This is a genomic window from Algibacter aquimarinus (assembly GCF_039543265.1).
GTDB lineage: Bacteria > Bacteroidota > Bacteroidia > Flavobacteriales > Flavobacteriaceae > Algibacter_B > Algibacter_B aquimarinus.
Genome location: NZ_BAABJK010000004.1, coordinates 280,585 through 302,780 on the forward strand (window position 1 = coordinate 280,585; position 22,196 = coordinate 302,780).

At 32.4% G+C, this 22,196-nt stretch carries 18 protein-coding genes and 1 tRNA gene; 2 read left to right on the forward strand and 17 right to left on the reverse strand.

Translation table 11 applies throughout. The features are described from left to right. The 9 genes from ABD939_RS04100 to porU all read right to left on the reverse strand — a co-directional run bounded on the left by ABD939_RS04100 (position 1) and on the right by porU (position 11,733). Positions 1–597 (reverse strand): SprT-like domain-containing protein, encoded by a 597-nt coding sequence (locus tag ABD939_RS04100; protein ID WP_345164792.1) that lies wholly within the window; start codon positions 595–597, stop codon positions 1–3. A 99-nt stretch (positions 598–696) separates the two neighbouring features. Then, positions 697–1,332, reverse strand: a complete 636-nt coding sequence (locus ABD939_RS04105; RefSeq protein WP_345164794.1) for an HAD family hydrolase — start codon at positions 1,330–1,332, stop codon at positions 697–699. Between the two features lie 4 nt (positions 1,333–1,336). Beyond that, positions 1,337–2,017: an SDR family NAD(P)-dependent oxidoreductase gene (locus tag ABD939_RS04110; protein ID WP_345164796.1), complete on the reverse strand. Its 681-nt coding sequence runs from the start codon at positions 2,015–2,017 to the stop codon at positions 1,337–1,339. Then, positions 2,010–3,023, reverse strand: a complete 1,014-nt coding sequence (locus ABD939_RS04115) for a M28 family metallopeptidase (RefSeq protein ID WP_345164798.1) — start codon at positions 3,021–3,023, stop codon at positions 2,010–2,012. Before ABD939_RS04115 ends, ABD939_RS04110 begins: the two co-directional genes overlap by 8 nt. Positions 3,024–3,112: 89 nt before the next feature. After that, the gene (locus ABD939_RS04120) at positions 3,113–4,741 is read right to left on the reverse strand and encodes a pyruvate dehydrogenase complex dihydrolipoamide acetyltransferase (RefSeq protein ID WP_345164800.1); all 1,629 of its coding nucleotides are present in this window, start codon (positions 4,739–4,741) and stop codon (positions 3,113–3,115) included. Between the two features lie 3 nt (positions 4,742–4,744). Beyond that, a complete protein-coding gene (gene pdhA, locus ABD939_RS04125) occupies positions 4,745–5,743 on the reverse strand; it encodes a pyruvate dehydrogenase (acetyl-transferring) E1 component subunit alpha (RefSeq protein ID WP_345164802.1) in 999 nt (332 codons plus the stop codon). Between the two features lie 167 nt (positions 5,744–5,910). Then, a complete protein-coding gene (gene cdd / locus ABD939_RS04130) occupies positions 5,911–6,393 on the reverse strand; it encodes a cytidine deaminase (RefSeq protein ID WP_345164804.1) in 483 nt (160 codons plus the stop codon). Between the two features lie 185 nt (positions 6,394–6,578). After that, the gene (gene porV / locus ABD939_RS04135; RefSeq protein WP_345164806.1) at positions 6,579–7,781 is read right to left on the reverse strand and encodes a type IX secretion system outer membrane channel protein PorV; all 1,203 of its coding nucleotides are present in this window, start codon (positions 7,779–7,781) and stop codon (positions 6,579–6,581) included. Between the two features lie 34 nt (positions 7,782–7,815). Beyond that, on the reverse strand, positions 7,816–11,733 hold the full coding sequence (gene porU, locus ABD939_RS04140) for a type IX secretion system sortase PorU (RefSeq protein ID WP_345164808.1): 3,918 nt from the start codon (positions 11,731–11,733) through the stop codon (positions 7,816–7,818). Positions 11,734–11,996: 263 nt separating this feature from the next. On the opposite strand from porU, the gene gldJ reads away from it, so the two are divergent. Then, a complete protein-coding gene (gldJ, locus tag ABD939_RS04145) occupies positions 11,997–13,694 on the forward strand; it encodes a gliding motility lipoprotein GldJ (RefSeq protein WP_345164810.1) in 1,698 nt (565 codons plus the stop codon). Between the two features lie 78 nt (positions 13,695–13,772). After that, positions 13,773–15,053 (forward strand): UDP-N-acetylmuramoyl-tripeptide--D-alanyl-D-alanine ligase, encoded by a 1,281-nt coding sequence (locus tag ABD939_RS04150; protein WP_345164812.1) that lies wholly within the window; start codon positions 13,773–13,775, stop codon positions 15,051–15,053. Positions 15,054–15,242: 189 nt separating this feature from the next. On the opposite strand, the gene ABD939_RS04155 is transcribed toward ABD939_RS04150, so the two are convergent. The 8 genes from ABD939_RS04155 to ABD939_RS04190 form a co-directional block, all read right to left on the reverse strand. Next, positions 15,243–16,010, reverse strand: a complete 768-nt coding sequence (locus ABD939_RS04155; RefSeq protein WP_345164814.1) for a LuxR C-terminal-related transcriptional regulator — start codon at positions 16,008–16,010, stop codon at positions 15,243–15,245. Positions 16,011–16,111: 101 nt separating this feature from the next. Further along, positions 16,112–16,186 (reverse strand) — tRNA-Val (locus tag ABD939_RS04160). Between the two features lie 62 nt (positions 16,187–16,248). Continuing rightward, a complete protein-coding gene (locus ABD939_RS04165; RefSeq protein WP_345164816.1) occupies positions 16,249–17,466 on the reverse strand; it encodes a bifunctional folylpolyglutamate synthase/dihydrofolate synthase in 1,218 nt (405 codons plus the stop codon). A gap of 3 nt (positions 17,467–17,469) precedes the next feature. Further along, positions 17,470–18,318 (reverse strand): energy transducer TonB, encoded by an 849-nt coding sequence (locus ABD939_RS04170; RefSeq protein ID WP_345164818.1) that lies wholly within the window; start codon positions 18,316–18,318, stop codon positions 17,470–17,472. Beyond that, positions 18,318–18,710, reverse strand: a complete 393-nt coding sequence (locus ABD939_RS04175) for an ExbD/TolR family protein (RefSeq protein WP_345164820.1) — start codon at positions 18,708–18,710, stop codon at positions 18,318–18,320. Before ABD939_RS04175 ends, ABD939_RS04170 begins: the two co-directional genes overlap by 1 nt. A gap of 1 nt (position 18,711) precedes the next feature. Beyond that, positions 18,712–19,413, reverse strand: coding sequence for a MotA/TolQ/ExbB proton channel family protein (locus tag ABD939_RS04180; RefSeq protein ID WP_345164822.1), 702 nt, complete (start codon positions 19,411–19,413; stop codon positions 18,712–18,714). 109 nt (positions 19,414–19,522) lie between these two features. After that, entirely contained in the window at positions 19,523–20,914 is a 1,392-nt protein-coding gene (gene nhaD, locus ABD939_RS04185) for a sodium:proton antiporter NhaD (RefSeq protein ID WP_345164824.1), read from the reverse strand. Positions 20,915–20,920: 6 nt separating this feature from the next. Next, positions 20,921–22,147: a Glu/Leu/Phe/Val dehydrogenase dimerization domain-containing protein gene (locus tag ABD939_RS04190; RefSeq protein WP_345164826.1), complete on the reverse strand. Its 1,227-nt coding sequence runs from the start codon at positions 22,145–22,147 to the stop codon at positions 20,921–20,923. Positions 22,148–22,196 lie beyond the last annotated feature (49 nt).

The following is a 22,196-nucleotide window of genomic DNA, read 5'->3' on the forward strand; positions in this document are numbered from 1 at the left end:
TTAATTTAATATTTCTACTTCTGCATTTGGATTAAATAAATACAACCTTCCTGTTTTTATCTCGATACATTCAAAACGTTTTACTCGCTTTTTACCTCTTTTAAATACTTTTCCGTTATATAATTTAAATTCACTCCCGAAAGGTACTTCAAAAATGTATGTTTTGCCATTTGGTTCGTCAAATTGCTTTAAACTTAAGGCTAATTGCACATCCGTATCGCTAGATGCTTTTGGATTTTTAAAATGTTTCGCTAAAAGTGGTAGTAAATCCAATGGAAAAATTTCTGGATTTAAAAAAGGGAGCATTAAACGCTGAAAAGTATGTTTCCACTCTATACCATGAGGTTTTATAAGTTTACCATAGGTTTTATAAGCTTCAAAATGTGCTATTTCGTGAACAAGAGTTATTAAAAATCGATATTTATTTAAATTTGAATTTATAGTTATTTGATGCTTTCCATTTGGTAAACGCATATAGTCTCCATGACGTGTTTTGCGTTCCTTCTTTATTTTCACTATCAAATTATCATGTTCTAAAAGTCTTAGAACCTGAGACAAAGCATTTTCTGGTATATACGCTTCAAGTTGTTGATGCATCTTTGCTAAAATAAAGAAATCTTTAAATTCATTAATAAAATTTACATAATCTTAATAATAGAGTAAATACAAAGCTCAAAAAAGCATGCTAATAAGAATTTATAACATATTAATTAAATCATGCATGTCATCAAAAGTTTTAGTAGCTAAGGCAGCAAGTTCATTATTATAATCATGTTCGGTATATCCAAACACATCAAAACCACCAGATTTAGCAGCTTTTACACCAGACACACTATCTTCAATAACTAAACATTCGCTTGGTTTAAATCCCATAGTTTCTGACGCCCAAAGAAAAATATCTGGTTCGGGTTTCCATTTTTGTATAGCGTAACAACTAAAAATATTACCTTCAAAAAACGGCAACAAACCTGTGATTTTTAAATTAAGACGAATCTTATTTTCTGGCCCACTAGATGCTACACAAAATGGTATCTTTAAGTTTAGTAAAACTTTTTCAACACCTTTTATAGGTTTTATCTCTTCTTTAAATGCTTGAAAACTCCTTTTACGATATTCAGCCTCGAATGTTTCCGGGATATCTAATCCAGTTAATTTGGAAATTTGCTCAAAACACCCTTTTAAAAAACCACCTTTAAAATGTTTCATAGCGTAATCTAAATCGATTTGAGCCCCTAAATCATTTGCCATATCGACTAAAACCTTATTCCCTATGGTTTCACTATCTACTAATACCCCATCACAATCAAAAATGATACACTTGTATTTACTCATAAAGTTAAGGTGTAGAATTGGATACTTGTAATAATTTACCGTTATAATACCTATTTCCGTTAAGCGAAAAATCAAAAATGTACTGAGCCATTTCTAGAGCAGTAGTTGGAGCTTCATAGCCTGGAAAAGCTTCTTCAAGCATTTCTGTTTGTACGGCTCCTAAAGCTAAAACATTAAAAGAAATACCTGAGTCTTTATATTCTTCAGCAAGTAACTCTGTTAAAGTAATTACGGCAGCTTTACTTGAACTATATGCTGCTAATCCGGGAAACTTCATACTCCCTTGAACACCACCCATAGAACTTATGGTTACAACATGACTTTTTTGCTTCATGAATGGCAATACAACTCTTGTTAACTCTGATACTCCAAAAACGTTAGTTTTATAAACTTCCTCAAAATCTGATATTGAAGTTTCAGAAAATGGTTTATTTAGTAATGCTCCTGCATTATTTATTAAAACATCTACTGTCTGCAAATTTTCATCAATATATGTTTTAACCTTAGAATACTCTTCCTCATTTGATAAATCAAAAGGCATAGCTATAACATTTTCTAATTGCAAATTTTTAATAGGCATCGCATTACGAGAAAGCGCTAAAATATTGTGTCCTGCCTTAGCAAATAATTGTACCAATTCAAAACCTATCCCTCTGCTAGTTCCTGTGATTATTATATTACTCATTGTTAATCTTTATTTCGTCAGTTGCGGCGTTTATCATTCCTTTTAGAGCGGGAATCATTGCATTTATAAAGTTAGTCATGTGATTAAAATCCATTTTATCTGCTTCGTCGTCTACATGATGATAGTAATCAAAATTAGAGAAATCAAAAGTAGAAATGGCATGAGCTGGTTTTTTAAAAACTTTATAAAATGGAAAATTATCAGACCTCATGAATAAATTAAGTTCTTTGGCTCTAGGAAAAAAACCAATTATTATATCTCCTGCGTATTCATTTATCCTTTCAGCCATATTAGATTTTTCATAACCTGAAATGTATGCAATTATCTCTTCTTTTGCTCTAGGCACGCCGATCATTTCAAAATTAATCATAGTATACAAATTCAAGTTTTCTTTTTTCAACCTTTTTGCTAAATGACTTGAACCTTTCAATCCCATTTCTTCAGCAGAGAATAAGGTAAAAAGTATACTTCGTTTATTACTTTTAGTATTTGAAAAATGTTTTGCCCATTCTAAAATCGCAACTGTTCCTGAGGCATCATCATTAGCTCCGTTGGCTATTTTATCCCCATTTACTTCTTTTGCAGTACCAATATGATCATAATGTGCTCCTAAAACAACAAATTCATCTTTTAAATTTGGGTCATTCCCTTCAATGTAACCAACTATATTGTAACCTATAATTTTCTTTAGATTAAAACTGTCTCTAAACGTTTTAAAATATGGTTTAACATTATTATTTTTAAAGTGATTCTCTATAAAAACTGCAGCTTTCTCAATGCCTATAGTCCCTGTATTTCTTCCTTCTAGTTCATCTGAAGCCAAATACTCCATATTTTTTTGAACATCTGAGACACTTACTTTACTAAAAACTTCATTATTTATGGTATTAGTGTTTTGTTTTACAGCACTAGTACCAGCAACTCCAGGTTTTCCATCAGCAGCTTTTTTCCTAATGGCGCAGGAAGCTACTAGAAAAAGTAAAAAAATTAAACATGATTTTTTCATTTCAATTGAATTTATAATAAAGGTTAAAGATAAAAAAACCTGCTCCAAACAAATGAAACAGGTCTATTATAATCTATTTGTAATATCATTTATACTAACATAGTAACAGGATTTTCAATGTATCCCTTTAATGTTTGAAGAAACATAGCTCCTGTAGCACCATCAACTGTTCTGTGATCGCATGCTAAGGATAGCTTCATGGTATGACCAACAACTATTTGACCATTTTTTACCACCGGTTTTTCAACTATGTTACCAACTGAAAGAATTGCTGAATTTGGTTGATTTATTATAGATGTAAATGTATCTATACCAAACATCCCTAAATTTGACACAGTAAATGTACTGCCTTGCATTTCGTCTGGAGTTAACTTTTTGTTTCTTGCTTTTCCAGCTAATTCTTTAACTTCAGCGCCAATTTGAGGTAAGGTTTGCTCATTAGCAAATCGTACTACAGGCACAACTAAACCATCTGGAACAGCTACTGCAACACCAATATGAACATGGTTATTTAATCGCATTTTATCTGCAAACCATTGCGAATTAACTTGAGGGTGTTGTTTTAATGCTAAAGCACATGCTTTAACTACAATATCATTATAAGAAATCTTTGTATCTGGAATAGAGTTAAATTGAGCACGGAATGCCATGGCATTTTCCATGTCAAACTCCACACTTAAGTAATAGTGAGGTGCCGAAAACTTAGAATTCGTTAATGCCTTTGCAATTGCTTTACGCATTTGAGAATTATCAACATCATCAAAATCCTCTTGACCAGATGGCACAAATTTACCAACCGAAGCACCAGATGCAGCTGGTTCGTAATTTTCAATATCACGTTTTATGATACGACCATTTTCGCCAGATCCTTGAACTTTGGTTAAGTTGATTCCTTTTTCTTCTGCTAATTTTTTTGCTAGAGGCGACACATATAATCTTCCATTTTCTGTAACAGGGGTTGGTGCAGGCGCTTTAGCTTTTGTTTCTGTTTTAGCTGGCGAAGCCTTCGGAGCTTCACTCTTTACTTCCGTTTTAGGAGCTTCTTCTTTTTTAGCTGGTGCAGATGTCGCTGAAAAATTAGCAGCAACACCAGAAACATCAGTTCCCGCAGGACCAATAATAGCCAAAAGAGCATCTACTTTTGCAGACTCTCCTTCTTGTAATCCTATTTCTAATAGAGTACCTGACTGGAATGATTCAAATTCCATGGTTGCTTTATCTGTTTCTATTTCAGCTAGTATATCACCTTCTTCTACCGTATCACCAACTTTTTTTAACCATGTAGCCACAGTACCTTCTTCCATCGTATCACTTAAACGTGGCATAGTAACAACTATAACGCCTTCAGGTAAATCTTGAGATTTCGCTTCTGTTTCTTTAGACTCCTCATCTTGACTTGGAGTGGCACTTTCTTCTTTATCTTCAGACGATTCTGTTGCTGAACTTCCTCCTCCATTTAGCAAACTTGAAATATCTTCTCCTTCGTCACCAATTATAGCTAAAAGCTCATCTACCTTAGTCGTTTCACCTTCTTGAACTCCAATATGAAGTAGAGTACCTTCGTTGAAAGACTCAAACTCCATTGTTGCTTTATCAGTTTCAATTTCAGCTAAAATATCTCCTTCTTCAATTTTGTCTCCTACTTTCTTTAACCAAGTAGCAACAGTTCCTTCTTCCATAGTGTCGCTTAAACGCGGCATGTTTACAACTATAGCCATATCTTATAATTTGTGTTGAATAAATGGATAATCTTCTTGCTCATAAACTACATCATACAATTGTTGTACTTCTGGAAATGGAGATTCTTCAGCAAACTTTTCACATTCTGAAACTTTTGCTTTAACACGCTTATCTATTTCTTTAATTTCTTCTTCTGAAGCGTATTTATTTTCAAGAATAACATCTTTTACTTGGGTAATAGGATCAATTTTCTTGTATTCTTCAACCTCATCTTTTGTTCTATAATGTTGAGCATCAGACATGGAGTGACCTCTATAACGATAAGTTTTCAACTCTAAAAATGTTGGTCCACCACCTTTTCTTGCACGTTGAATAGCTTCATCAAAAGCTTCAGCAACTTTTACAGGATTCATACCATCTACTGGTCCTGATGGCATCTCATAGCCTCTTCCTAACTTCCATATTTCGTCATGATTTGCAGTACGCTCAACTGATGTTCCCATAGCATAACCGTTATTCTCACAAACAAAAACTACTGGTAAATTCCAGAGCATTGCTAAGTTAAAAGTCTCATGTAATGATCCTTGTCTTGCTGCACCATCACCAAAACAGCATAAAGTTACAGCATTTACATCATGGTATTTGTCACCAAAGGCAATACCAGCGCCTAAAGGAATTTGACCTCCAACTATACCATGACCTCCATAGAAACGATGTTCTTTTGAAAAGATATGCATAGAACCTCCCATGCCATGAGATGTTCCAGTAACTTTTCCATACAATTCTGCCATAACACGTTTTGGGTCTACACCCATACCAATAGGTTGTACATGATTTCTGTAGGCTGTAATCATTTTATCTTTGGTCAAATCCATAGCATGTAAAGCTCCTGCTAATACAGCTTCTTGACCGTTGTATAAATGAAGAAATCCTCTTACTTTTTGTTGTATGTACACTGCAGCAAGTTTGTCTTCAAACTTCCTCCAAAACAACATGTCCTCATACCATTTTAGGTATGTTTCTTTAGTGATTTTTTGCATCGACTAATATTAGGTTTTACTTAAGCGAAATACAAAAGTAATACATTGATTGGTATTGCAAAAATGGAATATGATTAAAGTATAAAAAATATTAAAAAAAGTGGATGAAGATGTGTACTTTATTGAATTCTTATTTTTTTTCGATGAATACTTTAATGTATTTAAAACTAGAGAACAGTTTTATCAAAAACCAGAGGTAATAAATTTGCTAAAGAATGAGATTTAATAACATTGCCCTTCTCTCCCATAAAATATATTTCAATAGATTCCTTTTGTTTTATTTCGTATTCAGCAATAGCCTGTCTGCACGCACCACAAGGTGGAATGGGTTCTGTATTAATTTTACTTGTTGAGCCTGCCGATATTGCTATTTTATTAATTTTAGCATCTGGGTATTGAGATCCGGCATAATAGATTGCTGTACGTTCTGCACACAAACCAGATGGGTAGGATGCATTCTCTTGATTATTGCCTGTAATTACTTCTCCGTTATCTAAAAGTATAGCTGCTCCTACATGGAATTTAGAATAAGGTGCATACGCGTTTTCTCTTGCTTTAAATGCTTTCTCCATAAGCATTATTATATCTTCAGGAAGTTGTTCTAAATTTTCATAAACAATTAATTTTGATTCAATTATAACTTCCTTCATAACACGATTGTGTAAAATATTATTTATCATTAAAATTCACCAGCAATAAATCCATAAGGTTAAGTAAATTACTAGTTACAAACATAAATCAGAACATTTACATAGATTATTGCTCTCTAATTTAAAACAAAAAAACTATTGCTCATAGAACAATAGTTTTAAAATACATTTATTTTGAATATTTTTTAGTACTCTAAATACTCACCTGCTCCAATATTAAAGGTTAACGAGAAGCGTAGAGTGTTTTCAAGTGGACTCTGAATTTTGGAAGCCGAAAATAAATATGACAAATCAATATTCACAACATTTGCTTTAAATCCTGCTCCTAGAGATAAAAATTTTCTAGCTCCTTTCTCTTCACTTTCATTGAAATAACCCGCTCTGAAAGCGAATGAATCTTGATACACATACTCAGCACTCAAAGCCCAAGTAAATTCTTTTAATTCCTCACTGAAACCATCAGGAGCATCTCCAAACGATTGAAACATACCTGATAGAAAACTCACATTTGGATCTTTTCCTTCTACTATAATTGTTGGCTCATCTGCATCTTGAGCTTCGTCACCATCTGTATCAACAAAACCTAAAACAGGTGGTGTTGGCACTAATAACTTTGCAACCTCAGCAGTAACTGATATTTTATTATAATCATCAAAAATAAAATCAAAACCACCACCTAAACGTAAATTAGTTGGTTGAAAGTTTTCTTGCCCTCCTTCGTCATATTTAAATTTAGGACCTATATTTTGAATAGCAAATCCTGCTCTCCACCGTCCGTTAAAGTCAGAATAAGCTTGTTCTTCTCCTTGATAAAATCCCGAAATATCTACCCCAAAAGTACTTGCCGGAGTAGCATCTCCATCTACACCATCTAATCTTAAATCCGAACGCAAGTAACGCATAGCTACCGACATAGCAAACTGATCTGATAAACGCAACGCATAGGATGCATCTATGGTTAATTCATTTGGCCTTTGAATTAATGCTTCAGAGAATTCATCTGTTACAAACTCAATATCTCCTAATGAGAAATATTTTAAACTGGCTGCGAAAGCACTACGTTCATCTATTCTATTAAAATATGTAACATTTCCTAGAAAAATATCGTTTACAAGTTTGCTTAAGTATGGTGTATAACTAACTCCAATACCCGACTTGGTTTCTGAAAAAGCATATTTTGATGAATTCCATTGTTGAGAAAACGCATCAACCGATGTAGCAACTCCCATATCTCCTAAACCAGCTGCACGAGCATCTGGAGCTATCAATACAAAAGGCACTCCTGTTGTAATAACCCTTCTATCTTGGTTAGGGAATATTATTGTTTCTTGAGCATTTACTTTAATTATGAAAGCGAACGCTATATATAGCAATATTTGATTCTTCATGTAATAATTTTTATTTAGCAAATATAATTTTTTATTAGAGTATAACAAGTTTCTCTATTTTTTCTACTTTTTTATTCAATAGGCTGGAATACACTGTAAGCTTATATAAATAGACTCCTTTTCCTATTTTATCACCAAAATCATCTCTTCCATCCCAAATAATATCTTTCGATAGTGAACTGGTAGCTTTTGTACCACCAATAGTTTGCCCATTTAATGTTCTTACTAGTTTTCCTGAAACGGTGAATATCTGTATAGAAACGTCTAAAGGTTCAGAACTATTGTGATTAAACCAAAATTCTGTATAATTTACAAAAGGATTTGGGTAGTTTAGCACATTGTTTATAACCAATTCTTGATCTTCATCGAATACAATAAATTGAATTTCTGATATTGATGAATTATTGTAAACATCCCATGCCTTAAGCGTTAAGGTGTGTAAACCAGGTTCTAAATCTCTAAGAGGGAAACTAAGAACACCCTTTTGATAATCATCAACTTCAGTTTGGTAATAATCATTTAAAACTATAGGATTAGTTTCGTCTCCATCAATAATTGCAACAATATCGTGCCCTATACCACTTGCAGTATTTATTCCATTTTCATCTTCCAATTTAGCTAAAAGCGTAGGAGATTCGTTAGTGATACCGCCTGAAACGAAATTTTCATCGTTCATAAACAGTGTAATTACAGGACCTACATTATCCTCTGTAGCGTTTTCATTTATACCTCCTATTCTTAATGTACTTATATCTGCTCCTGTTTGATCTTGAAGCAATTGCTCATTCTTAGCATAAAAACTTATTTTACCCAAGCCTACAGGTATTCCTATATCTTTAGGTACTACAAAATCGAATTCAAATTGACCATTGGTAACCGATGCTTGGCCTCTAAATATTATTTCACCAAGAGTAGTAAAATCCAGTTTTATTAAGTCTCCTGTAGCATTATCAGTTGTTCCATCGTTTGCTAAAGTTTGCCTATTAACAAGTTTATCATAAATTGTTGCTGATAGTATGCCATTATAATCATCTAATACATTTCCAGACACATCTGTTACTTCACCTGCAAGTTTTATATAGCTTAAAGATTTTAAAGTATCTGTTGGTTGAGTTACCGGAACATCATTTATTTTTGTTAACCGAATACTAGGTTGAGGAAATGCTAGTTTCATTGCTGGGTCTCCAATAAAAAACACCAGGCGTTTTTGGGCTGACCCTGTTATTCTAGAATCATTCTTAGTTAACCTTAAAGCTTCTGCCATAGAAGGATATTCATCATCTTCAAAGTTATCATTATCACTATATGAAAATAAATATTGCCCTAAGGTTTCATTAATATTAATACCAAAAGTCACAAATACTTGTCGGGTTGTTGTTATTAAACCTATAGCTCCTGCTTCTTTACTCCAATATGTAAACTCACCTGCTGTTTCCCGAAATGGGTTATCAAATTTTGTGAATTCACAAGTTACAGTAACAAAACAATTGAGTTTACAAAAATTACGAAACGCCAAAATATCTGGTTTTGACAAAATACGTTCTCCTGCTAAGCCTTCTTCTCCTCCATGCCCAAAATAATTAACTACTAAAGCTCCATTGTCAACAGCATTAATTATTTCATTATTTACCTGAGGATATCTGTTCCCTCCAGCTGAAGATTCCTGTTGAAAAGCATCAGTATGAATTTTAACCACATTAATAAAAGGTTTTTCTTGAGTTACCTCGTCTCCAATAATATCTGTTGTTCCTTGAATAACTTTTTCCCAATCTGAAGTCACTCCCGTGGCGGGATTAAAACTTCGGTCTACATCATCAGATATTACTACAAAATTATTTCTCCAACTACCAAAAGTTTCCTTTGCATAATACGATTCAATTTTATCTACCAACTCTTTTGCTCTTTGAGGAGTATCTGCAAGTATCCTTCCAACAGCGATATCCAACTTATCACTAGTTGCCATAGTACCTTCGTTTTCATCCATCATCCCATAAAAATCATCAGATACAAAAGAATTAGTCAAATTAAAACTATTGTAAGAATACCAAGATGGGACAATATTAGTGTTGTTGGGAATTCTATCTTTATAATCAAAAGATCCATCACCAAATAAACATACATACTTTATCTTATTTTCTGTTGTACTTGCATTATCGTAAACATACTTTATCAAATTTCTTATGGCGCCTACGTCTTGGTTTCCTGTACTAAATTCTGTGTAAATTTCTGATAAACTATAAACCTTTACGTTTAAATTGTATTGTTTTCTATTAATTTCTGCCAAACGATTTGCTTGATTAAGCATATTGTTTGGTGCAACAATGATATAATCTACGTCTTCAAAACTCCCTTCACTATTTAAAAATACTGTACCTTTTATATTTTGGTTTGTTACAGTTGTATTTTCATCAAATTTAGGATCAAAATAGTCTGTAGGCGTTAAAGCAACATAGGTTTTTAAAGTCCCTAATTGAGAGGTAAAAGTAAGATTAGACTCTTCATTGGAGTTTAAAAAGCTAGAAACATTGTATATATCTGTTACGTCCCAAACTTCAGAAATTTGTGAAGCATTACTTATACTGTATTGGCCAACACCAGATAAATTAGCTACAGCCCTCTTTTTGAATTGAAATTGATTTCCTTGAAAATTAAGTGCTCTGGTAGCTTCTATTGATATATAATCTAAATATCCTAATGCGCTTGGATTTCCTTGATTATCATAATCAATACCTACAGAAATAGTTGAACTATTTACATTTAAACTAGCAACATAAAAAGCTTCACTGGCCAAACTTGGAGTAGAAGAACCAGATAATGATCTGTTAGCAACAGATGTCCCATTAACAGAAATATCAACTGAAGTTGTCGTGGTTGAGGCAGCAGCTGTAAAAACTCTTAATTGAATTGGTTCTGTGGTAATTAAATCTGGAAATTCAAAATCAAATGTCTTGCTATTGGATACGTCAAATCGGTCTCCAAACCAACGCCTTCCTATAGAAGCAATGTTATATTGATCAATTTCATGAAATTTATAATCTTCAAAAGTATCTATAACCAAATCTACAGGACCCGTTGGCTGGCTAAAGGGTTGAATTCTTTTACCGTTACCAGCGCCAACATTTATATAATAGTAAGTTTTATCTGTGTAGCAATTAATATTGGTATTACTTTCTGCATTAAACTCTTTAGGACCTTGAGCATAAAATAAAATATAGTCCTGATTATCAAAAACACCATCTTCTTCTCCAACAAATTTTATAGCATTTTCTTGAACATCAAAAGGGTACTCAACAGAATTAGAGAACGGAATCATTCGTCCGCCATTACCATAAAGCTTTATATTTCTTGGATCTACGGTATTTACATTAACCCCCAATCTTTGTAAAAAACTTCTAGATAATCTAAAAACACCAGTAGTGTCAACATAAAATTTATACCATTCTCCAGAATTTAAAACAGAATTAGTAATAATTTTAGAGTTTCTACTTGTTTTAGAAGACAGCTCCTTTCTAGTATTATTACTGTTATAATTTATTTGAAATGATGTAATTTTTTTTAAATTACCATTATCATCCTTTATTATTGGAGATAATTGAAGAAGTGCATTAAGTTTATCTCTAGATTTTGTGTTTTTTAATTTAAATTTTACACCATTTGGTATTAAGTTTACATCTAAATCTTTTAAATCCTGTTTTGTAATAGACTCATACACTACATTACTTATTGTAGTAGAAGTTTCATTTATTTCACTAAAAATTTTGAATTGATTAACAAATTGTAACCCTTGATCAAAATCAAAAGTAAAATACTCTTTGTCAAAAGATGGAATCTCAATACTGAAATTACCTCCAGACAATACTTTTGAAGCCTCCCATTTAATAGTATATTTCTTCTGTTGAGCAAACAGAATAGTCGTACTAATAAAAAATAATAGCAATAATTTTTCTTTCATTGTTAAAATAACGTCTATAATATGTTGTTATTATTAAAAAAACTACATTTTTAAAAACTGCTTCAAAAATACAATAATAAATTATGAAATCGGGCGTTAATACAACACAAAACAATGGTAAAATACATCAAAAACATCGTTGTAATGCATGAAAAATAGGGTGAAATACACTTTTTTTTGGTTAAAATGCATAAAATAGCTTGCGTTATTCGGTTTAATTCTTATATTGCAGCACCAAAAATATTATTAGCTTACTTAAAAGTATGGATATGAAAAAAGTAGTATCATTAAAGGTTTTGTTAGTTTTAGCACTTGTAGTTGTTTCAACTGGCTGTAAAAAATCTTCTAGCTCAAAGAATAGTTCAAGAGCAACAGGATGGAATATCAACTCAAGAGAAGGTGGTTTCCAATACAACGCAGATTTTAAAGAACAAGAAACTTCTCCAGGTTTAGTTTTTGTTGAAGGGGGAACTTTCACAAAAGGTAGAGTTCAGGATGATGTAATGCATGATTGGAATAATAGTCCTAATCAACAGCATGTTCAATCATTTTATATGGATGAAACAGAAGTTACCAATGCTATGTACATGGAGTATTTAGATTGGATTAAAAGAGTTTACCCACCATCGGATGAAAATTTTAGAGCTATATACCATGGTGCTTTACCAGATACATTAGTATGGAGAAATCGTTTAGGCTTCAATGAAGTAATGACGGAAAATTATTTACGTCATCCAGCTTATGGAGAATATCCTGTAGTTGGTGTAAGTTGGATTCAAGCTGTAGAATTTGCCAACTGGCGTTCAGACCGTGTAAACGAATATAACTTAGAAAAAGCTGGTTATTTAAAGCGTGATGCAAAAATATTAGATGTTAATGCTGATTCAAACTTTAGCACAGACACTTATATAAATGCACCAACTTTAACATACGGTGGAAACGAAGAAATTATAAATGCTCAAGGTAGAGGTAGAAGAAATGTACAAACCGATGCTGATGGTAATGAAACTAATATTTATGCTACTCGTGAAACTGGTATAATTTCTCCTAAATACAGACTACCAACTGAGACAGAATGGGAGTATGCTGCGTTAGGATTAAGTGAGATAAGAAGCTATAATATGTACAGAGGGCGTAAAAAATATCCTTGGGATGGACAATACACACGTTCTGGAAAACGTAAAACTAGAGGCGATCAAAAAGCAAACTTTAAGCAAGGAAAAGGTGATTATGGTGGAATTGCTGGCTGGTCAGATGATGGTGCAGATATTACAAACGCTGTAAAATCATACGAACCAAATGATTTTGGATTATATGATATGGCTGGTAATGTTGCTGAATGGGTAGCTGATGTTTACAGACCTATAGTAGATGATGAATTTAATGATTTCAACTACTACCGTGGTAACGTTTATACAAAAAATGCCATTAATGATGATGGTACTGTAAAAGTTGTTACTATTGATGATATTGTTTACGATACCTTATCTAATGGTAAAGTTGTAGCTAGAAATTTACCTGGTGAAATTTTACAAGTTCCTGTAGATGAAAATGAAACTTATTTACGTACTAATTTTGATAAAAGTGATGAAATAAACTTTAGAGATGGTGACAAGCGATCTTCTAGATATTTTGAAAGCTTTAATGATGATGAAGGAATGGAGGGTGAGAAAAAAGATTCTGAAACTAGAAAAATGTACAATTCTCCAAAACACTCTATAACAAGAGATTCTCTTGGAAATATTGTGAGAGAGTATGATAAAGGAAATAACAGAACATCTTTAATTAACGACGAAGTAAGAGTTTACAAAGGTGGTTCTTGGAAAGACAGAGAATATTGGTTAGACCCAGCTCAACGTCGTTATTTTCCTCAAGATATGGCTACAGATTACATCGGCTTCAGATGTGCTATGTCTCGTGTAGGATCTAAAAGTAAAGCAAAAACGAAAACAAAAAACTAGTTAAGTTTTTTAATAATAATCAAAAAGTCCTAGCAATTGTTAGGACTTTTTTTATACATTTAATTCAAAATTTAACCTTTGAAAATAGAACAAATACATCAGCTTTTTTTAGAATGTAATTCTGTTAGTACAGACACTCGTAACATTCAAAAAAACGATATCTTTTTTGCCTTAAAAGGAGAAAACTTCAACGGAAATACCTACGCCAAAATCGCTTTAGAAAAAGGAGCCAAATATGCTATAGTTGATGAAACTGAATTTAGCACCTCTTCAAAAACAATATTAGTGGATAACGCTTTAGAAACACTTCAAAAGCTTGCTACGTTTCATAGACATTATATTGATAAACCAATAATAGCCTTAACCGGCAGTAATGGTAAAACAACAACCAAAGAATTAATAAACGCTGTCTTATCTCAAAAATATGTTACAACTGCTACAAAAGGTAATTTAAATAATCATATTGGAGTTCCATTAACTCTATTATCCCTAACTGATAAAACCGAAATTGGTATTGTTGAAATGGGAGCTAATCACCAAAAGGAAATTGAATTTTTATGTAACATTGCCCAACCAGACTTTGGATATATTACAAATTTTGGTAAAGCTCATTTAGAGGGTTTTGGAGGCGTTAAAGGCGTTATAAAAGGTAAGAGCGAAATGTATACTTATTTAATTAAAAATAAGAAAACAATATTTGTAAATGCTAATGACCCTATTCAAGTTGAGAAAACTAAAAAAGCAAATGTTTTCACTTTTGGTAATAGTGTTTTAGGAACCGACGTGTCAATTAATTTTGTTGAAGCACAACCTTTCGTGTCTTGTGTTTTTAGAAATGCTATAATTCAAAGTCAACTTATTGGCGAATATAATTTCAATAACATTTCGGCAGCAATAACAATTGGTAATTATTTTAAAATTGAACCTAATGATATTAAGTCTGCTATTGAGAATTTTGTACCTAAAAATAACAGATCCCAGATAATAAAAAGAGGTACTAATAAAATTATTTTAGACGCCTACAATGCAAATCCTTCAAGTATGAGAGCTGCATTGGTTAGTTTTGAAAAACAACAAGGGTATAAAATTGCTATTATAGGAGATATGTTTGAGTTAGGAAAAGACGCTAAATTAGAACATCAAAATATTGCTGCTTTGGCTATTTCTTTAAATATTGATCAAATATTTTTTATTGGAGAAAACTTCTATGAATCAAAAATAAATTCTGAAAAATCCTTTCAATGCGACACATTTGATGATTTTAAAAATGAATTTGATTTATCTCAAATGGAAAACACTACTTTTCTAATTAAAGGCTCGAGAGGTATGGCTTTAGAACGAGTTTTAGATTTAATTTAATAAAATTAAAAAAGTGCCTGTTTTAATTTACTAAAACAAACACTTAATATTATATAATTCTCCCTAAGAACTAATTAATAGCATTGTAAATATCTAACTTAAAGACTTAATCTACAATACTCAATTTGAGTATTTTAATGTATTTACTTCTGGTTTTCGATAAAATGGCATTTAAAACAGCTTAATAACTTATATTAAATTCTGATTTAATTTTAAAATACCAATTAACTCTCCAGTAGATGAGATGTTTAATTTTTTCAAGATATTTCGTCTATGTGTGTCTACAGTGTTAGAACTTATACTAAGCTTTTCGGCTATTTTTTTACTTGAATAATTTAAGATTAATAAACGTATTATATCTCGTTCTCTATTGGTAATACCATTTGATAATAGCTTTTGCGAAAAATTACTAAAATATTTAGTTTCATACTCATTAGCATCATTAAGCAATTTAGCTGAAGCACAAATTTGTAAATTAACGTCTGGGTGTAAAACTGTGTAGTGCGCTAAGCCAATAATAGGTTTATTTTCTTTATCAAATTCTAACGGGGTAGTATTCTGTATAATATTCACATATTTATCATCCCCGTTTTTTAGTCTATAATTCCAAGTATAAGTCATTTTACCTCTATCCTGAGCATCGATTTCTTTTAAGGTAAAAATCATAAGTTCATTGAGGGCTTTTAACCAGTTTTCCACATCGTCCTCATGCATTCTTCCCCAGAAATAACGCATGCCATTACTTTTTAGAGTTTCTTTATCAAGACCTAAACAAGCAGTCATATTTTTACTTATATATTCAAAAGTTAAATCTTGGGTATTGGTAATACAAAAAAAAGTAGAACTATAAGGCAGATAAGCATCTAGCTCAATTATTTTACGAATATGCTCATCTAAGCTCGGGTGCCCATAAGATTTAAAAATTTCGCTGTATACATCTTTTATATTCTTATTCATTAAGGTGAGAGTTTTTTTAAAAGATAAAACAAATCAATTAAAAAACAAATCTAAATGAAGAGTATAAAAAAACCTGATAATAAATTATCAGGTTTTTTGTGTGGGCGCGAAGGGATTCGAACCCCTGACCCCTTGGGTGTAAACCAAGTGCTCTGAACCAACTGAGCTACGCGCCCTCTAAATTGGACTGCAAATATAATCTAGTTTTTAATACTGCAAAAACTTTTTTACTAAAATTTCAAATTATTTCTGCTACTACAAAAGTACTTCCACCAACAAAAATAAAATCTTCTTTTCTAGCATTATTTAAAGCTTCATTATAAGCTTCATTAACAGAACTGTAGGCTTCACCTATTAGACCATAATCATTAAAAATTCTTTTTAATTCATTCTCATCTAATCCTCGTTTTATATTTGGCTTACAGAAATAATACAAGGCTTGTTTTGGTAATAAATCGATTATAGAACTTATATCTTTATCATTAACAACTCCAAAAACCATGTGAAGATTATTAAAAATCTCTCCTTTTAATTGATTCATTACATAGATTAACCCTTCTCTATTATGACCTGTATCACAAACTACTTTTGGTTTTTCATTTAAAATTTGCCAACGCCCCAATAGTGAAGTATTCTTTACAACATTTTGTAATCCATTTTTAATATGCTCTTTTGTTAATTTAAAACCTTTCTCTTTAAGCTTGTTTATGGATAGAATTGCTGTTTTAGTGTTTTTAATTTGGTAACTACCTGCTAAATCTGATTTAAAAACTTCACTAATTTCTTTATCAGCAAAAGTAATCTCAGAATTGTTTTTTGATGCTATCTTCTCAAAAACTGGTTGAGTTTCTTTTTGAGTTTCACCAATAACCACAGGGATATTTGGTTTAATAATACCTCCCTTTTCATAAGCGATAGCCTCGAGAGTATTGCCTAAAAACTGCATGTGGTCCAAACCTATATTAGTAATTACAGAAACCTCTGGAGTAATAACATTTGTTGAGTCTAATCTACCGCCAAGGCCAACTTCTATAACAGCTATATCTACTTTTTGCTTTGAAAAATAATTGAATGCCATACCAACAGTCATTTCAAAAAAAGATAACTGATGATCTTCAAAAAAAACCTTATTCCGTTCAATAAAACTAATTACAAATTGTTTACTTATTTCTTTACCATTAATTTTAATACGTTCTCTAAAATCTTTTAAATGTGGAGACGTATACAATCCTACTTTATAACCCGCTTCTTGAAGAATTGATGATAGCATATGGCTTGTAGAGCCTTTTCCATTGGTACCAGCAACATGAATGGATTTAAATTTTTGATGTGGATTTTTTAAATGATTTACTAATAAAATAGTATTATTCAAATCCGTTTTGTAGGCAGATTTCCCTTGTTTTTGATACATTGGAAGTTGTGAAAACATCCAATTAAGAGTATCTTGATACGTCATTGTTTACTGTCCCAATTTGAAGTTTACTTTAACAAAACCTATTTGTTTTGCTGGGGCTTTTGAATCTGCAGGCCATTTATGAGATAACGCTATTTTTTTTGCAGGATCTAATAAACATTGTGCCGTATTTGTAGTGCCTTTTACACCAGGTACTGCCTCAACTACATTTCCACTCTGGTTTACAATAATCTTAACAATTACCATTCCAGATTCGTTACAATCTTGTTTAAGAGTTTTATAAGTTGCTCGTCCTCTACCATTTAGACCATAACCTACACCACCACTTCCTGTGCCTTTGCCTCCAAAGTAACTAGGCGCATACGGATCTCCATCTAATTGTCCTTTGTCTCCTGCTCTGTTATCATTTCCTTCACTTCCAGTTTCAGTACCTTCAGATTTACTTACGCCTCCAATTAATGCATCTAGCTTTTTTCGTTTTTCTTCTTGTTCTCGCTTTTCTTTTGCAATTTTATCTGCTTCAGCCTTTGCTTTAGCATCTGCAATAGCTTTAGCCTTAGCTTCAGCTGCTTTTTGCTTTTTGATAGCTATTTCTTCAGCATTATCTGCTGTTAAAACCTCTTCTTTAGCTTCTGTCGATGATGTCGGTTCTACTTTTGAGGCTTCTGGTTGGGGTGGCTCCTCTACTTTAAGAGGCTCTGATTTCACAGGAGCTTTAGGTTGTACTTTACCTTTACCAACACTACTATTGCCAAAATTAACAGCAACACCATACTCTTCTGGAGGATCCATATAAGGCGCTCCAACAACAAACAATAACAACAATATAATTACTGTTATTAAAGTGGTTATTTTTGCCGAATCTTTTTCGTGTTTGGTTTTAAAGTATTTCATTAATTGGGTTTTACTGCTAAAATTACTTTAAATTTATTTCTATTAGCTATATCCATAACCTTTACAACATTTTCAACAGGTACCGATTTTTCAGCTCTTAAGACTATAGTTGGCTTTTCTTGAGAAGACAGTGCTGCTAAAAGCTCATTTTCTAAAACGCTTTCTCCTACTCTTTTTTGATCTATATAATACGTTAAATCCTTTTTTATACTTACTGCAACAGATTTTTTGTTTTCTGTTTTACCACTTGCTTTTGGCAATAAAATATCAATAGCATTGGTTGTTACTAAGGTAGAAGCAATCATAAAAAAGATAAGTAATAGAAATACAATATCCGTCATAGACGACATATTAAATTCTGGTGTTACTTTATTTCTTCCTCTAAAATTCATACTAGGTTGGTTCGTTTAAATGATCTAAAAATTCTAATGAATTTGCTTCCATTTGATACACTACCTTGTCTGTTCTAACTACTAAATGGTTGTAGGCTATATAAGCAACAATACCAACTATTAAACCAGCAACTGTAGTTGTCATTGCGGTGTACAAACCACCAGCTAAAACATCCATTTGTATGGTTCCGCCAGCATTGGCAAGTTCAAATATTGCTAATATCATTCCAACAACTGTACCAAGAAAACCAATCATAGGTGCTGCTCCAGATATAGTTGCTAAAATACTTACGTTTTTTTCTAGTCCGTAAATTTCTAAACGTCCAGCGTTTTCTATAGCTGTATTTATATCGGCTAATGGTTTCCCAATTCTAGAGATTCCTTTTCCTATTAATCGTGAAACTGGAGAATTTAATTGTGCACAGAGCATTTGCGCCGAGTCTATTTTCCCATTACTAACATGGTCTTTAATTTGATTCATAAAATTCGAATCAACCTTAGATGCTGCTTTAATTGCAAATATCCTTTCAAAATAAATATAAGTAGCTACAATAAGTAATAAGAATAAGATGGCAATTATAACTTGTCCAGCAGCACCACCACTACTTATTAATTCTATGATTGAAAGAGTTTTTTCAACAGATTCTCCATTAGTAAGCACTTCTGTACCTTGTTGTGTGTTTTGTAATATTGTGTTTAGCATATAATAATTAATTTATTGCAACTGTATAACGCTTATTTTTCTATAAAAGTATAGTTCGTTATTTTTTGATTCCTATAATTTTATTAGATAATTCTTTTGAATATTATTTCTAAAAAACTGTTCTAGTAAGCATGAATGCAGCTGAACCTACTAAAAATCCAACAGCAGCTAACCAAGCTATCTTTTTTAAATACCAGAAGAAATCTATTTTTTCCATACCCATAGCAACAACACCAGCTGCAGAGCCAATAATTAACATACTACCACCTGTGCCAGCAGAAAAGGCGATAAAGTGCCATAATTCATGATCTGTAGGCTCAGAAAACATACCCAAGCTAGCAGCAACTAACGGTACATTATCAATTACGGCAGAACCAACACCTAAAAGTAAGACTACCAAATCTGAAACACCACCTGAGTGCATTTCAGTTCCTAATTGAGGCATTGAATCTTGCAATGATGTTGCAAAATTAAACAGTATTCCTAATGATTCTAAAGCAGCAACAGCCATCAGAATACCCAAGAAAAATAATATACTTGGCAATTCTATTTTTGCTAAAGCTGAATGAACTGGACTATGATGTGCATGAGCTTCATGTTCTTCCGAATCATGCCCAGACATACTAAACTTAGAGCTACTATAAATTTCAGCAAATGTGGCAACTATTCCTAATGACAACATCATACCAACATAAGGTGGTAAATGAGTAACCGTTTTAAAAATTGGCACAAAAACAATAGCTCCTAAACCTAAATAAAGCATAGTAGCACTAAATCTAGATTTTGGTTTCTCATCAGCCTCTTCCATTTGTAAATCTCCTTTAAATGCTGGCAGAAAAGATGCGATTAATGTTGGAACAGCCATACATAAAAATGAAGGCAGTAATAAGTATCCTATTAAGTGACCAGTAGTTACTTTCTTACCAATCCACAACATTGTTGTTGTTACGTCACCAATTGGAGACCATGCACCACCAGCGTTTGCCGCAATAATAATTAAACCGGCGTACCAGATTCGTACATTTCTATCTTTTACAATTTTCTGAAGAATAGAAATTAATACAATTGTAGCGGTTAGGTTATCTATTATTGCAGATAAAATAAAAGCTAGAATAGCAAATATCCATAGGATTTTAGATTTCTTCTTAGTCTTAATAAAACTTTTGATAGTTGAAAACCCATCAAAATAATCGATGATTTCAACAATAGTCATTGCACCCATTAGAAACACTAATATTTCAGAAGTTTTACCTAAGTGATGAAGCAACGTTTCTTCCATCAGGTGCATTTTTTCTTCATGACCTAATAAACCAAAGTTCTCCATAAGCAAGTGCTTGCCAGAATCAAACCACTGCGGAAACGTTTCTAAACCAAGAGCTATTAGCGCCCAACAAATAGCCATCATGACCAGTGCTGGTATAAGTTTATCAATTTTTATACTATGCTCTAGGGTAATGGCTAAATAGCCCATTACAAATACTAAAATAATTACTGTTTCCATATATGGTTAAATTAGTTGTTTGAGCGCAATTTCAAATGCTGTTGCACTCATTTCGGTTTTTGACTTATTATTATTGTATACTTTTTGTATGGCGTCTCTAATTATGTTTGATGTATCGTTAAAAATGGCTTCATCAGTCATTTGTACTTTACGCTCCATAAAATACGCAAAAACTCTTGCCATTCCACAATTTGAAATAAAATCTGGAATTAAACTTACTTTATAATCTGTGTGCTCCATGATTGGTCCAAAGAAAATTTCTTTGTCTGCAAAAGGCACATTTGCTCCACAAGATATAACTTCTAGTCCACTATCAATCATTTCGTCAATTTGATGAATAGTAATTAAACGTGAGGCTGCACAAGGCGCAAAAATTTCCGTTTTTAGTGCCCAAATCTTTTTATTAATTTCTTCAAAAGGGATTAAATTTTCTGCTACTAAAGTATTACCCTTTTTGGTAACAAAAAAATGACAAATGTCATCGAATGAGAATCCATCTTCATTTATTAGGCCTCCGCCAATATCAATAATTCCAACAATTTTAGCCCCCATTTGAGATAAATAAAATGCTGCTGCTGCTCCCACGTTTCCAAAGCCCTGAACTACAGCACGTTTCCCTTCAATGGAACCTCCATAAATATCATAATAATGTTTTGCAGCTTCAGCTACTCCAAAACCTGTAATCATATCTGCTACAGTATATTTTTTTGTAACATCTGGGGAATAATCGGGGTTTTCAATAACCTTAATCACACCTTGCCGTAACTGTCCTATTCTATTTATTTTATCAGCTTCAGTCGGTTTAAAATGCCCGTTAAAAACTCCTTCTTGTGGGTGCCAAACGCCACTTTGTTCCGTTATTGGAATAACCTCATGGATTTCGTCTACATTCATATCTCCTCCTGTTCCGTAATAACTTTTCAACAAAGGTGAAACAGCTCCATACCAACGTTCTAATACGCCTTTTTTTCTAGGATCTTTAGGATCAAAATTAATACCCGATTTAGCACCACCAATAGCTGGACCAGAAACTGTAAACTTGATTTCCATGGTTTTTGCTAATGATAAAACTTCATTCATATCAAGCCCCTTACGCATTCTTGTTCCTCCACCAGCAGCACCTCCACGCAATGAGTTTATAACTACCCAACCTTCAGCTTCTGTTTGAGAGTCTTTCCAATTAAAGACAATTTCTGGGGTTTTATTTTCGTATTTTTTTAATAATTCTTTCATTTCTATTTAAAATTGATTCATTTATAGCTAACATTCTTAGTTTTTATTC

What these genes read in the sequence shown, in the direction of transcription:
- ABD939_RS04100 (WP_345164792.1), bottom strand. Translation starts at nt 597, where the DNA reads ATGCATCAACAACTTGAAGCGTATATACCAGAAAATGCTTTGTCTCAG.
- ABD939_RS04105 (WP_345164794.1), bottom strand. Translation starts at nt 1,332, where the DNA reads ATGAGTAAATACAAGTGTATCATTTTTGATTGTGATGGGGTATTAGTA.
- ABD939_RS04110 (WP_345164796.1), bottom strand. Translation starts at nt 2,017, where the DNA reads ATGAGTAATATAATAATCACAGGAACTAGCAGAGGGATAGGTTTTGAA.
- ABD939_RS04115 (WP_345164798.1), bottom strand. Translation starts at nt 3,023, where the DNA reads ATGAAAAAATCATGTTTAATTTTTTTACTTTTTCTAGTAGCTTCCTGC.
- ABD939_RS04120 (WP_345164800.1), bottom strand. Translation starts at nt 4,741, where the DNA reads ATGGCTATAGTTGTAAACATGCCGCGTTTAAGCGACACTATGGAAGAA.
- pdhA (WP_345164802.1), bottom strand. Translation starts at nt 5,743, where the DNA reads ATGCAAAAAATCACTAAAGAAACATACCTAAAATGGTATGAGGACATG.
- cdd (WP_345164804.1), bottom strand. Translation starts at nt 6,393, where the DNA reads ATGAAGGAAGTTATAATTGAATCAAAATTAATTGTTTATGAAAATTTA.
- porV (WP_345164806.1), bottom strand. Translation starts at nt 7,781, where the DNA reads ATGAAGAATCAAATATTGCTATATATAGCGTTCGCTTTCATAATTAAA.
- porU (WP_345164808.1), bottom strand. Translation starts at nt 11,733, where the DNA reads ATGAAAGAAAAATTATTGCTATTATTTTTTATTAGTACGACTATTCTG.
- gldJ (WP_345164810.1), top strand. Translation starts at nt 11,997, where the DNA reads ATGGATATGAAAAAAGTAGTATCATTAAAGGTTTTGTTAGTTTTAGCA.
- ABD939_RS04155 (WP_345164814.1), bottom strand. Translation starts at nt 16,010, where the DNA reads ATGAATAAGAATATAAAAGATGTATACAGCGAAATTTTTAAATCTTAT.
- ABD939_RS04165 (WP_345164816.1), bottom strand. Translation starts at nt 17,466, where the DNA reads ATGACGTATCAAGATACTCTTAATTGGATGTTTTCACAACTTCCAATG.
- ABD939_RS04170 (WP_345164818.1), bottom strand. Translation starts at nt 18,318, where the DNA reads ATGAAATACTTTAAAACCAAACACGAAAAAGATTCGGCAAAAATAACC.
- ABD939_RS04175 (WP_345164820.1), bottom strand. Translation starts at nt 18,710, where the DNA reads ATGAATTTTAGAGGAAGAAATAAAGTAACACCAGAATTTAATATGTCG.
- ABD939_RS04180 (WP_345164822.1), bottom strand. Translation starts at nt 19,413, where the DNA reads ATGCTAAACACAATATTACAAAACACACAACAAGGTACAGAAGTGCTT.
- nhaD (WP_345164824.1), bottom strand. Translation starts at nt 20,914, where the DNA reads ATGGAAACAGTAATTATTTTAGTATTTGTAATGGGCTATTTAGCCATT.
- ABD939_RS04190 (WP_345164826.1), bottom strand. Translation starts at nt 22,147, where the DNA reads ATGAAAGAATTATTAAAAAAATACGAAAATAAAACCCCAGAAATTGTC.